Genomic DNA, 13401 nt, shown 5'->3' on the forward strand with positions numbered 1-13401 from the left:
TTCCCGCCCTTTCCCCCGCGCGCGGTACCTGACGGCTATTGTTAGGCGCCATGACTCCGCCCCCCGACGCCGGTGCCCCAGGGCCTTTCCACAATGGCCCGGGGCCGGGTCGGGTACCGCCGGGATGGGCGGGTCCGCCACCGGTGCCGGGGCCGGCCGGCCCCTTCCCGGGGCCTGCGGGCCCGGGCGGGCCGCCGCCCATGGGGATGTACCGGCCGCCGTTTCCCCCGAGGAGGCGGAAGTCGCGCGTTTGGCTGCTCCCGATCCTGGCGATACCCGTCGTCCTCCTCATCATCGTGGTCTGGACGAGCTACTACTACTCCGAGTACAAGCCGAACCACTACATGAAGGACTGGTTCGAGGGCCTGGGGACGGCCGACACCCTGGACACGTGGTATTCCGGCATCAACGGGAAGCACGCGTTCCTCACGCTCAAGCGAACGTGCTCCCCGAGTGACCGGTGCGATCCGGCTCCGGCGCGGGACCGGTCCCAATGGCTCGGCCGCGGCGTGGCCTACTTCAGCGAGGACGAGGCCGCCGACTGCTTCCGGGACGGCTCCCAGCACACCCTCGACCACGGCGGGCACAAGGCCGTGATCGAGTGCCAGAAGGTCTTCCCCAGCAACTGGGAGTTCCGCGTCGACATCAACCTGTACTGGTGACGCGCGCCCCCGGGAACTGAGCCGGGCCCTTCGAAGAAACCTTTTCGGCACCGGCCGCACTGGTCCGGTCCACCAGCGGCAGTGGTCGCGGGCACGCCAGACAGCCGCTGCACCGGAGTCTCCGCAAGGGGTTGCCAGCGCGCCGCACGCCGGTTACCGTTCAGTCGATTTATAGGAAAGTTTCCTATTAGAAGGTCGACCGCATGCCGCGCCCGCCGCCCGCCGCGCACCACTGACACCGCAGCACGATCCGCTCGGGGCTCGGGGGATTCCCGCTCATCCACGTCTCCTACCCGGGAGTGACCTTGCGAAGAACACTTCTTCCCGGCTTCCTCTTCACCGCCCTCTGCTCCCTCGTCCTCGCCCTGCTCGCCCCCGTCGCGGCCAACGCCGCGTCGCTGACGGCGACGTTCACCAAGTCGTCCGACTGGGGCTCCGGCTACGAGGGCAAGTACACGATCAAGAACGAGACCGGTTCGGCGATCTCGTCGTGGAAGGTCGAGTTCGACCTCCCGTCCGGCTCCTCGGTCGGCACCTACTGGGACGCGCTGCTCACCAAGTCCGGGCAGCACTCCACGTTCACCAACCGCGAGTACAACGGGGCGGTCGCCGCCGGCGCGTCCGTCTCCTTCGGCTTCATCGTCGGCGGCTCCGGCGCGCCCCAGGGCTGCAAGCTCAACGGCGCGTCCTGCGACGGCGGCGGAGGCCCGACCGAACCCGGCACGCCCTCCGCACCCGGCACACCGACCGTGACCGGCAAGACCGACACCTCGCTCACCCTCTCGTGGTCCCCCTCGTCCGGTGACGTCAGCGGCTACCGCGTCTACGAGGGCTCCACCGCCCGCGCCACCGTCAACGGGACGAGCACCACGATCAGCGGCCTGACCAAGTGCTCGAACCACACCTACACGGTGAAGGCGTACAACTCGGTCGGCGAGTCGGCGGCGAGCGCCTCGGTCTCGGCCACCACCACCGGCTGCACGACACCGCCCGTCTCCCGGCACGCCGCGCCCTACCTGTACCTGGGCTGGGGCAACCCGCCGGACCCGACGACGGTGATGAACGCGACCGGGATCAAGTGGTTCACGATGGCGTTCATCCTGTCCGGCGGCGGCTGCACGCCGTCGTGGGACAGCCAGCGCCCCCTCAAGAGCGGCGTGGACGAGCAGGCGATCGCCAAGATCCGCGCGGCCGGCGGTGACGTCCTGCCGTCCATCGGCGGCTGGTCGGGCAACAAGCTCGGCCCGAACTGCTCCACGCCCCAGGCGCTCGCCGGCGCCTACCAGCAGGTCATCGACGCCTACGGCCTCAAGGCCATCGACGTCGACATCGAGAACAGCGACGAGTTCGAGAACGCGGCCGTCCAGGACCGCATCCTCGGCGCGCTGAAGATCATCGAGCAGAACAACCCCGGCATCCAGACGATCCTGACGATGCCGACCCTCACCACCGGGCCGAACTACTGGGGCACGCGCCTCATCGACCGCGCGGCCGAGCTCCAGGTCCCGGTGGACATCTTCTCGATCATGCCGTTCAACTTCGGCGGCGGCGCCGACATGTACGGCAGCACCGTCCAGGCGTCCGAGGGCCTCAAGACGGCGCTGACCTCTGCCTTCGGCTGGTCGGACGCCGTCGCCTACACCCACATGGGCATCTCGGGCATGAACGGCCGCTCCGACCAGGGCGAGATCACGACCACGGCCGTCTGGACGCAGATCCGCGACTGGGCCAAGTCCCACGGCCTGGCCAGGTTCACCTTCTGGTCGGTCAACCGGGACCGTCCCGGCAGCGGCACCGACCAGACCGACTGGCAGTTCACCAAGATCACAGCCGGCTTCTAACCCACCCCCACGCGGCCCGCGTCCCCCCTCCCGGGACGCGGGCCGCCCTACTACGCCTTGCGGCCCACACCGCCCCAGAGCACAGCAGGCGCGGACGCCTCAACCTCGGAACGGGGCCGCCACCGGGACACCTGCACAACGCCGGGCTCGACGAGCTCCAGCCCACCGAAGAACCCGGAGACCTGCGCACGCTCGCGCAGCGTAACTTTCGCCGCCGAATTCTCATTCATGGCCCGCGCGAACGCCGCCATCTCCTCGGGAAAAATATCTTTCGCCGTATGAGAGATCACCAGATAACTCCCCAGAGGAACAGCGCCCATCAACCTCTCCACAACCCGATAAGGCTCCGCCTCATCCCCGATGAAATGGAGCACACCAATAAGCATGACCGCCACCGGCCGCCTGAAGTCCAGCGTACGCGCAGCCGCCTCCAGGATCTTCCCAGGCTCACGCAGATCAGCGTCGATGTACCCGGTCAAACCCGAATCGGTACCCCTCAAAAGATCCTCGGCATGAGCCAGCACAATCGGATCATTGTCCACATAAGCAACCCGACTCTCAGGCACAATCGCCTGGGCAACTTCATGCGTATTATTGGCCGAAGGCAGCCCGGTACCAACATCCAAGAACTGCTGGATCCCAGCCTCAGCAACCAGATACTCCACCGCCCGAGCAAGAAACGCCCGGTTGGCCCGCACAGACTTCACCGTAGCCGGAAAGGCCCGCAACCCGGCCTCAGCAGCCACCCGATCGGCCTCAAAGTTGTCCGTGCCACCCAACCAGGCGTCATAAACCCTAGCCGGATGCGGAACACCACTATCAACCCGCGAAACCCTATCCACCACGCCCCTCCTCCAGAACCGCCCCACCGACCCTATAACCGCCATGCCTCCCACGGCGAGAACACCACCAGCACCTCTCATGGTGCGGGCCGCGCGCCCTCAAACCCGCGCGTCCGGCTATGGCCACATCCGTCCCGGCCACCGGCCGGTCTGGTGTCCTTCGGGTAAGACGGACAAGGCGCAGGGGCCACAAGGGGACGGGGGACGCCGGTGGGGAAGGTGTCAATGTCGTTGGCGATGTGGAAGGCGGTGCAGGCGTCCGGCGATAGCGAGCGACTCCTCCGCGAAATGCAGCGACTCACCGGGGACCTGCAACGCGGAATACAGGCGGGCGACCATGACCTCCTCCTCCGAACAGCGACGGAACTGCTCGGATTTCCGATGACCAGTGGGATTCCGGAAATGCAGATACAATTGTTGATCACCATTTCCGGCGTACTGGACCTGAGAAATGAGCACGCGGCCGCGGAGGAGGCGGTCCGGCGGCTGGTCCGGCTGGCCGAGCAGGGCGCCGCGCCGCGTTCGGCCCGCGCCGAGGCCCTGATGGCGGCGTGGTCCTTCTACTCGGACAAGGACCCGCAGCGAGCGATCGAGATGCTCGACCGGGCGGTCGAGGTCACTCCGCGCCGCAGCGAGACCGTGTGGATGCGGCGCCTGCTGGAGGCGATGCGGTTGCGGGCGGTGGACGAGACCGCAGCCGAGGCCGCGTTCGAGAAGGTCGCCCGCCGCGCGCCGCGCGGGTCGAACGCGCGGATCGTGGCGCTCATCCTTCTCGGCAGGCGGTCCGAACTCGGCACCGGCTCGCAGCTGCCGTACTGGGCCATGCTGTACGGGGTCACCCAGGCACCTGCCCTGGTCGAACAGGGCCGGACGCGCGAAGCCGCGGACACCATCGCGTACTCCGTGGTCCAGGCGCGCCACAACGGCGATCATCTGACCGCGGGCCGCGGGTTGCTGCTGCTCAGCACGATGGCGCGTGGCTCGCTGGAACGCGAGCGCGTCATCGGGCTGGTAGAAGAGGGCTTCGGTGAGATGGCACGGTTGCGCGGCCTCCTGTCGCGTCCGGACTGGCGGGCCGGCAGCGCCGACACGGCGCGCGGCGCGGTGTTCGACGGGCTGACGGTACTGGCCGAGCTGGGCGCGGCGGAGCCGGCCTTGAAGATCATGGAGGACATGGCGCAGGACGGGGTGTCCGACGTCCTGCACCGGGACATCGAGATGATCGACTCGGCCGGTGTCGCGCTCGCCCGGCGCCTTCTGGCGGCCGAGGACGCGGCGGCGGACGCGCGGCTCGACCAGGCGGAGCGCGAAGCGGCCGCTGAGCGGGCGCGCGAGCTGCGGGTCGCCCTCATCGATCAGGTCGCCGGCGTGTTCGCCGGCCAGTTCGCCCCGGAACCTGTCGATCTGGACTGGCTCAAGCCCCGCCTCCGGGGGCGCGACGTGCTGATGTTCCGGCTCACCGATGCCTGGCCCGACCGGGTGCGAGGTTTCCGGCTGTGGATCTCACCGGACGGTGAGAGCGTCCTGGACCCCATCGAGGCGTCCCCGGATCTCGTGTTCGCCCTTGCGGGAGTCTTGGGCGCGGGCGAAGTGCGGGATCCGGACGCCTGGGAGGTGCTGGGCCGGGAGTTGCTGCCCGAGCCGCTGGCCGACCGGCTGCGTTCCGGCGAGCCCGGTCCGCCGCTGGTCGTCGTCCCGCACGGCCCGCTGTGGCACGTGCCCTTCCCCGCACTGCGGGCGGGCGGGCACACGCTGATCGAGACTCGCCAGGTCGTCTTGTGCACCGGCCTCCGGCTGCACGCGCTGCTCGCCGAGCAGGAGCGGCAGCGCGGGAATCCACTCCGGGTACAGACGATGTTCGCGCTTGAATCGGCCCCGGAGCGGGAGCGCCTGGCCTCGTTGCAGGACGCGGGGACCGTGGTCGCCGAGGCCGTGTCCCTCCCGGACGGCGGGGCCGACGTGCTGTCCATCGCGGCGCATGGCAAAGGGACCGGGCTCGGCTACTCCGTCGCTTTTTCCTCGGGCCCGGTGACAGCGGGCGAAATGCTGGAGTGGCGGTTCCCGCCCGTCGTCGTGGCCGGATCCTGCAGGTCCAGCCGCGCCGAGCCCGGCCCGTTCCCGCTGGCATTGGTGACGGTGTGCCTGAGCCGCGGCGCGCACAGCGTCATCGCCGGTTTGTGGGATCTGCCGATCGAGGAGACCGGCGAACTGCTCGGGCGCGTCTACCGGGACCTGGCGGAGGGGACGACGGCAGGGGCCGCCCTCCAAGCCGCCCAGGTGCATGCGCTGCGCCAGGGATGGCATCCGGTGTTCTGGGCGGGCCTGGCGCTCATCGGCTACGGCGGCCTTGGGAGAACGGAGGTTTCCGACGATGCGACTGCCCGGCTTTCGCAACCGTAGTGAGAGGCCGGGGCCCAGCCCCGCCGAGATCGAGGAACCGGATCTCGACCTGCGGGCGCGGCTCTACCCGGACGCCCGCAGGACGACGCACATCGGCTACGACGGCACGTGTCCCGATTGCGGGCACGAGATCAGCGGCACGCACTGGCTGACGCTCGTCCGGTCGGACGAGCCGGTACCCGATCCGGAGAGCCTCGCCCGCCTCGCCGAACTGCTGCCACGGACCACGGACGCCGGCGGTTCCCGCTACAAGGAGTTCCCCGTGCGCTGCAACTGCGACGAGCATCCGTCCGCCTTCCCTGACGGGCCGCCCCGGGGGTGCGGCTGGGCGAGGACGATCCGCGCGGTCTGGCCGTGACCGTCCCATCCGACGGGACGTCCGCGGAGGTGGTCGCGGCGGGACGCTCCCGGCGAGCCGGCCTGGACGCCGAGGACGCCGTGGCACGGGCGGCGGAACGCCAGCTCGATGACGTCCGGAAGGCCGCGGAGAGCTGGCGCAACGGCCTGGCCGGGCTGCTGGCGCTGATCACGACCGTCTCCGTCGTCAAAGGCCGGTCGACTCTTGCGGAGATCCGGCCGGACTGGCAGATCTGCGTCGCGGTCATCACGCTGCTCTCCCTCATCACCGGCGTGACCGGCGCCTACCTCGCGCTATGCGCCGCGCACGGCCGCCCGAGGACGACCAGCCGCGAGGACATCGACAGGTTCGGCGGCATCGAGGGGCACGATGCCTGGCGTGCGCGGAACGCGGTCAGAAACCTCAACGGAGCCGTGGGCGCCACGATCGCGACCGTCGCTCTCATGGCCGCGGCGACCGGGATGACGTGGTTCGCCCCCGCTCCGAAGACGCCCGAGCACATCGAGATCACGCTCACGAGCGGCGCGGTTGTCTGCGGTGAGTCGCGTCCGGCGTCGTCCGGCACCATGGCAGTCCGGCTCGCCACGGGCCACGTGCGGACGATCCGCTTCACCGACGTGGAGGCACTGCGGCCCGTCGCCTCCTGCCCGAAGTGAGCTCCTTCTGCTGGCGGTTCCGGGAAGCACGCGCGACCATGATCGGTATGGGTCGTTATCGACGTGATGCCGAGGTTGCTCCGTTTTCGCGTGATCTGCTGGATCAGGTCGTGCGGGCGCTGCTGGACGCGGTGGAGGAGGTGCCGATCACCGAGCGCGGTTTCGTGTTCGGTGAGGCCGTCCTGGATGGCTTGCGGTTGGTGGAGGGGCGGCACCTTGCCGCCGGGGCCCGCTATCGCGGTGGGAACGAGGAGCTGGACGTCGAGGTGCATGTTCCGGCCTGGAACCGGGTTGGCGAGTCGCGGATCGACGTCACGGTTACTTCCGACGGTCATGTGGTCAATCTGCGGTTGGACCTGCGCATGTCCGGACGGCGGCTGCATACCGTCGGCATCGCGGGTGACTACCAGGGGCCGAAGCCGTTTCGCTGGTTGCGGCGTGCGCGGTGGGAAGGTGAGCTGCGGGCCGAGGAGTGGTGGTCTGCGCTTGGTTCGAAGACGTCTCCGGTTTCGCTGCGGGTCGTACATCCGTTCGCCCATGCGGATCTGCAGATTGGGCGGCGCAAGGACGTGGGTGGGCGTTGGTCCGTTCGGGCGAACGCGAGGTTCGGTGGGCGCTCCCTTCTGCGTCCGGTGGCGGCGGTGGGGCTCGCCGTCATGCGGGGACGCGTCCGGCGCATGCTGGACGAGGGGTTCACCAAGGCCGTGGCCGCGTGGAACGCCGAAGTGCCCGGCATGGTGGAACAAGGAATGCGGGAGCGACTTGAATTCGAGCATCGCATAACGCTCAAGGCCGTCCCTCGTGAGTGGGCCGACGCGTATGCGGCCGCCCTTCAGCGGGGGATCGAGGGGTTGCCTTTTGAGAGGGGGCGGCTGGTGAAAGATTCTGAGGGTTCTTTCGGCGTGGAACTCCTCAAGGGAAAGCACATCAAGCCGGGCGCCAAGTATCGCATTGACTTCGTTTCGGAGGACGAGGTCGAGCCGCTCTATGTGCATGTCGTGGCGTGGGAGTTCGATGGGCCGAGCCGCATCGAGTTCGACAGTCCGGACGACGTGCAGACGGGCTGGGTCGAAATCGACAGCGCCCGGATCATCCGCGCCGGCCTCGCCGGGGAGTTCAAGGGCTACACGTCTGTCAAGGCGGCGGCGGAGGCAGATCTCGGACGCTGGTGGAGCGGTGGTTCCCCGCTCACCGCCACCGCGGAGAACCCGGCGGGCGAGGCTGCCCTGACCGTCGAGCGGGTCGCGGAGCGGGACGGGGAGTGGACGCTGAACATCGCCGCCACCGTTGAAGGCCGTGTGTGGGCGCGTCACCTGGTCGCGGTCGCCGGGGTGCTGTCCGGCCCCTCCATGAGGCGGTCTTTCCAGGAGAACGCGGACGCGTTCGCCGAGAAATGGAATGGTGCCGTCGGCACGGCTGAGGAGGCCGCTGACTCCACGCTCCGGGCCGTCCTCGACCACTAGGGTTTCAGGCGTGGACTGGGTTGATCGGGTGCTGAGCGTCCGCAGGTACTCGCGCAATGGGGAGCGTGCCCCGCATAAGCCGCTGCTCCTGCTGTACGCGCTCGGACGGTTTCAGCGGGAAGGCGCCCGTCCGATCGAGTTCTCGGCGCTGGAGAACGACCTGAACGAGTTGTTGCGCGAGTTCGGGCCGCCGCGGAAGACCAGTGCGGGTTATCCGTTCCATCATCTGACGAACGACGACCTGCTGTGGGAAGTCAGGACGGCCGACGGCGGGTCCAGTCCCGGGCCGGATCTGGGGCCGTTGAGGGCTCTGCATGCGCGCGGGCGGTTGCATCCGCGGCTTGTCGCGGCGCTCGATGCGGATTCGGCTCTGCTGCCTCGGCTCGTCCGGGCGCTGCTGGACGCCGATTTCGCGCCGTCCATGCATGCCGACATCTGCCAGATGGTCGGGCTCGATCTGGAGGACGCGGAACTGCCGTCGGGAATGCCCGGTCGTCGCGATCCGGCGTTCCGGCTGGAGGTTTTGGAGGCGTACGAGTACTGCTGCGCTTTCTGCGGTTATGACGGCTGGCTGAACGGCGTCGCGGTCGGGCTGGACGCGGCGCATGTGCGGTGGCGGACGTATGGCGGCCCCGATCAGCTGGGCAATGGCATTTGTTTGTGTGCGCTCCACCATCGGCTCTTCGACCGGGGTGTCGTCGGGCTGAGCGAGGAGCGGGCCATCACCGTTTCGCGCAAGTACGTCGGGCGGGCCGCGACGTCCAGGAGTCTCGTGCTCGACCTTGCCGGGCGGGCGGCGCGGGAGCCGCAACGAGGGTTGGAGCCGGTCGGGCCGCAGTACATCGGGTGGCATGCGCGGCAGGTGTTCCGGGGGCCCGCCCGCGCGGCCTGATTGGCAGTTGTTGCCCAGAGCAGGGCCATTTCACGGCGTTTCATGCCGAAGTTCGGTTGAGGCCGGGCTGGTTCGGTGTCCAAGCTGGGCTGGTTGCCGGAACGTCCGGATCAGGGGGTTGCCCAGGTCACAGGGGCTGGTTACCGTGCTGCTAAATAGATAGGAAACCTTCCTGACAAATAGCGGCATCGGGGTTCGGGGGAATCCGCCGGCTTCCAACCACGAGGGAGTAGCCCTTGCGCCCCCGCTCTGTTCTCAGTGTCCTCGCCGTCCTGCTGCTCGCCCTGCTCGTCCCGGCCACCGCGCACGCCGCTGCGGGCGCGTCCGCGACGTTCACCAAGCCCTCCGACTGGGGCTCGGGCTGGGAGGGACGGTTCACGCTCACCAACGAGTCCGCCGCGGCGATCAACGGGTGGCGGGTCGAGTTCGACCTGCCCGCCGGGACGTCCGTCGGCTCCTACTGGGACGCCCTCCTGACCAAGGACGGGCAGCACAACACGTTCACCGACCGCGGTTACAACGCCACCATCCCGGCGGGCGGCTCGGTCACGTTCGGTTTCCTCGGGAACGGTCCTGGAAGCCCGCAGAACTGCACGTTCAACGGCCAGCCCTGTACCGGGGGCCCCACCGAGCCGGGCGGGCTCGGGCAACCGGGCAACCTGTCGGTCAGCGGACGTACCGACACCTCGCTGACGCTCAACTGGGAGGCCGCGTCCGGTACCCCGGCCGGTTACCGCGTCTACGAGGGCGCCAGCGTCAAGGCGACCGTCAGCGGGACCACCGCGACGATCAGCGGGCTCGCCAAGTGCGAGGCGCACACCTACACGGTCAAGGCGTACAACGATGAGGGCGAGTCGGCCGCCAGCGACGCCGTCACCGGGACGACCAGCGGGTGCGCCACCGGGCCGCTCCCCCGGCACTTCCTGACCGGTTACTGGCACGACTTCGTCAACCCCGCGCAGGAACTCAAGCTCTCTCAGGTGCCGGACGAGTACGACCTCATCGCGGTGGCGTTCGGCGAATCCACGGCGCGGGCCGGTGAAGTCACTTTCGAGGTCGATCCAGAGCTTTCGACCGCTCTCGGCGGCTACACCGATGCCCAGTTCAAGTCCGACATCGCGGGCCTGCACGCCAAGGGCAAGAAGGTCATCCTGTCGGTCGGCGGTGAGAAGGGCGCCATCCGGGTCTCGGACAGCGCGTCCGCGCAGCTCTTCGCGAACACCGTGTACGGGCTGATGACCGAGTACGGGTTCGACGGCGTCGACATCGACCTGGAGAACGGGCTCAACCCGACCTACATGGAGCAGGCGCTGCGCGCCCTGCGCGGCAAGGCGGGCGCCGACCTGATCATCACGATGGCGCCGCAGACGCTCGACATGCAGTCCACCGGCGGGTCCTACTTCCAGCTCGCGCTGAAGATCAAGGACATCCTCACCGTCGTCCACATGCAGTACTACAACTCGGGCGCGATGCTCGGCTGCGACCAGAAGGTGTACGGGCAGGGGACGGTCGACTTCATGACCGCGCTGGCCTGCATCCAACTGGAGGGCGGGCTGCGTCCCGACCAGGTCGCGCTGGGCCTGCCGGCCGGGCCGGGCGCGGCGGACGGCGGCGTCGTGGCGCCGTCGGTGGTCAACAACGCGCTCGACTGCCTCGCGAAGGGCACCGGGTGCGGCTCGTTCAAGCCGTCCCGGACGTATCCCGACATCCGCGGCGCGATGACGTGGTCCATCAACTGGGACGTGACCAACGGCGGCGGCTTCGCCCGCACCGTCGGCGCGCACCTGGACACGCTGCCGTAGGAGGCCGGAGATGCGAAAGATCTGGGTCCTGGCGGCCATGGTCGCCGGGCTGCTGGTCGGGGTCACGGCCCCGGCGCACGCGGCGAACGTCCTGGCCAACCCCGGTTTCGAGAGCGGGTCGCTGAGCCCGTGGTCGTGTGACGGCGGGTCGGTCACGACCACTCCCGTCCGGACGGGGAGTCACGCGCTCGCCGGCGGTGTCACGGGCGGCAGCACCGGTCAGTGCACGCAGACCGTGGCCGTCCAGCCGAACACCGCCTACACGCTCGAAGCCTGGGTGCGCGGTAACTACATGTACCTCGGTGTGACCGGCGGATCGTCCACCTGGACGCCGTCCGCCACCGATTTCACCAAGCTGTCGGTCACGTTCACCACCGGTGCGAACCAGTCGTCCGCGCAGATCTTCCTGCACGGCTGGTACGGCAACGGGGCGTACTACGCGGACGACGTCGTCCTGGACGGTCCCGGCGGCGAGCCGCAGCCCGGTGTGCCCGGTACGCCTGGAACACCCAAGCTCGGCGCCGTCACCGACACCTCGATCGCGCTGTCCTGGGGCCAGTCCTCGGGGACGGTCACCGGCTACCGCGTCTACGAGGGCGGCACGGTGAAGGCCACCGTGGCCGGGACGAACACCACCATTTCCAACCTCGCGACGTGCAGCTCGCACAGCTACACGGTCGCCGCCTACAACGACGTCGGCGAGTCGGCCAAGACCAACCCGGTCAGCGGACGGACGTCCGGCTGCACCAACACCGGCCTCCCGAAGCACGCCCTCATCGGCTACCTGCACGCGAGCTTCGCCAACGGTTCCGGTTACGTGCGCATGGCGGACGTCCCCGACGCGTGGGACATCATCGACCTCGCGTTCGGTGAGCCGACGTCGCCGACGTCCGGTGACATCCGGTTCACCCGCTGCCCGATCAGCGAGTGCCCGAACGTGGAGAGCGACGAGGAGTTCATCGCCGCGATCCGCGCGAAGCAGGCGCAGGGCAAGAAGGTGCTGATCTCCATCGGCGGCCAGAACGGCCAGGTGCAGCTCACGACGACCGCCGCGCGGGACAAGTTCGTCCAGTCCGTGTCGGCGATCATCGACAGGTACGGGCTGGACGGCCTGGACGTCGACTTCGAGGGCCACTCGCTCTATCTCAACGCGGGTGACACCGACTTCCGCAACCCGACCACCCCGGTCATCGTCAACCTGATCTCGGCGCTGAAGTCGCTCAAGGCGAAGTACGGCCAGAAGTTCGTCCTGACGATGGCGCCGGAGACGTTCTTCGTGCAGGTCGGCCACCAGTTCTACGGCGGTTCGAGCGCCGGCGACAACCGGACGGGCGCCTACCTTCCGGTGATCGACGCGATGCGGGACGACCTGACCGTCCTGCACGTCCAGGACTACAACTCCGGTCCCGTCATGGGCCTGGACGGCCAGTACCACACGATGGGCGGCGCCGATTTCCACATCGCGATGACCGACATGGTGAAGGCCGGTTTCCCGGTCGCGAACACCGGTCACACGTTCCCCGGCCTGCGTCCCGACCAGATCGGCATCGGGCTGCCCGCCGCGGTCAGCGCCGGGAACGGGTACACGCCGCCCGCGCAGGTGCAGCAGGCGGTGAACTGCCTGGTCAAGGGCACCGGCTGCGGCGGTTACACGCTGCGCGGCGGGACGTCCCCGGACCTGCGCGGGCTCATGACCTGGTCGATCAACTGGGACCGCTACTACGGCTGGGAGTTCATGAACAGCCACGAGCCCTTCCTGAACGGCCTGCCGTAACCCCCACCCCCCCCGAAGGAAGAAACATGAGATCGATCCGATCGAAGGCCGCCGCGGCGGCGGTCGCCGTGCCGGCCGCGTCCGTGCTGGTCGTGCTCGGCACCGCGACGGCCGCGAGCGCGCACGGCACGATGTCCGACCCGCCGAGCCGCGTGTACACCTGCTTCCTGGAGGACCCGGAGACCCCGCAGTCGGACGCCTGCAAGGCGGCCGTCGCGGCCAGCGGCACGCAGGCGTTCTACGACTGGAACGAGGTGTCGCTGCTGAACGCCGGCGGCCGCCACCGCGAGCTCATTCCGGACGGCCAGCTGTGCAGCGCGGGACGCGCCAAGTACCGGGGCCTGGACCTGCAGCGCGCCGACTGGCCGGCCACGCCGATGCACTCCGGCCAGCAGACGATCACCTACCACGCGACCGCGCCGCACTCGAACAGCAACTTCGAGTTCTACATCACCCGCGAGGGCTGGGACCCGACGCAGCCGCTGCGCTGGGCCGACCTCGTCCCGCTGGCGTCGTTCACCCACCAGTACCCGACGACGTTCACCAAGTGGACGCTCAACATCCCGCCCCGGACCGGGCGCCACATCCTGTACTCGATCTGGCAGCGGGTCGTGGGCAGCCAGGAGGCGTTCTACACCTGCTCGGACGTCGACTTCGGCGGCTCCAACACCCCGACGCCGACGCCCACGCCCACTCCGACCGACACCCCGA

11 protein-coding genes are annotated in these 13401 nt (G+C 68.9%); 10 read left to right on the top strand and 1 reads right to left on the bottom strand.

Annotated elements, in window-relative coordinates; all coding sequences use genetic code 11:
• The first annotated feature begins 296 nt into the window (after positions 1-296).
• Positions 297-662, top strand: a complete 366-nt coding sequence (locus tag HUX53_RS17380; protein ID WP_176404247.1) for a hypothetical protein — start codon at positions 297-299, stop codon at positions 660-662.
• Positions 663-967: 305 nt separating this feature from the next.
• On the top strand, positions 968-2503 hold the full coding sequence (locus tag HUX53_RS17385) for a cellulose binding domain-containing protein (protein ID WP_176404248.1): 1536 nt from the start codon (positions 968-970) through the stop codon (positions 2501-2503).
• A gap of 50 nt (positions 2504-2553) precedes the next feature.
• On the opposite strand, the gene HUX53_RS17390 is transcribed toward HUX53_RS17385, so the two are convergent.
• Complete coding sequence (locus HUX53_RS17390; protein WP_309237288.1) at positions 2554-3345, bottom strand: SAM-dependent methyltransferase; 792 nt, start codon at positions 3343-3345, stop codon at positions 2554-2556.
• Between the two features lie 402 nt (positions 3346-3747).
• Between HUX53_RS17390 and HUX53_RS17395 the strand changes: the two genes are divergently transcribed.
• The 8 genes from HUX53_RS17395 to HUX53_RS17430 form a co-directional block, all read left to right on the top strand.
• Complete coding sequence (locus HUX53_RS17395; protein WP_176404250.1) at positions 3748-5745, top strand: CHAT domain-containing protein; 1998 nt, start codon at positions 3748-3750, stop codon at positions 5743-5745.
• Entirely contained in the window at positions 5717-6103 is a 387-nt protein-coding gene (locus tag HUX53_RS17400; RefSeq protein ID WP_176404251.1) for a hypothetical protein, read from the top strand. Before HUX53_RS17395 ends, HUX53_RS17400 begins: the two co-directional genes overlap by 29 nt.
• Positions 6100-6759: a hypothetical protein gene (locus tag HUX53_RS17405; protein ID WP_176404252.1), complete on the top strand. Its 660-nt coding sequence runs from the start codon at positions 6100-6102 to the stop codon at positions 6757-6759. The genes HUX53_RS17400 and HUX53_RS17405 overlap by 4 nt, the downstream gene beginning before the upstream one ends.
• Before the next feature lie 38 nt (positions 6760-6797).
• Positions 6798-8222, top strand: a complete 1425-nt coding sequence (locus HUX53_RS17410) for a hypothetical protein (RefSeq protein ID WP_176404253.1) — start codon at positions 6798-6800, stop codon at positions 8220-8222.
• Between the two features lie 10 nt (positions 8223-8232).
• Positions 8233-9114 (top strand): phosphorothioated DNA-binding restriction endonuclease, encoded by an 882-nt coding sequence (locus tag HUX53_RS17415; RefSeq protein ID WP_176404254.1) that lies wholly within the window; start codon positions 8233-8235, stop codon positions 9112-9114.
• Between the two features lie 236 nt (positions 9115-9350).
• Positions 9351-10916 (top strand): chitinase, encoded by a 1566-nt coding sequence (locus tag HUX53_RS17420; RefSeq protein ID WP_217919556.1) that lies wholly within the window; start codon positions 9351-9353, stop codon positions 10914-10916.
• A gap of 10 nt (positions 10917-10926) precedes the next feature.
• A complete protein-coding gene (locus HUX53_RS17425) occupies positions 10927-12690 on the top strand; it encodes a chitinase (protein ID WP_217919557.1) in 1764 nt (587 codons plus the stop codon).
• A 26-nt stretch (positions 12691-12716) separates the two neighbouring features.
• Positions 12717-13401 (top strand): lytic polysaccharide monooxygenase (locus tag HUX53_RS17430; RefSeq protein WP_176404255.1); only part of this gene is annotated, 685 nt, incomplete at its 3' end.

Origin of the sequence: Actinomadura sp. BRA 177, assembly GCF_013372625.1 — a bacterium.
Taxonomy (GTDB): domain Bacteria; phylum Actinomycetota; class Actinomycetes; order Streptosporangiales; family Streptosporangiaceae; genus Spirillospora.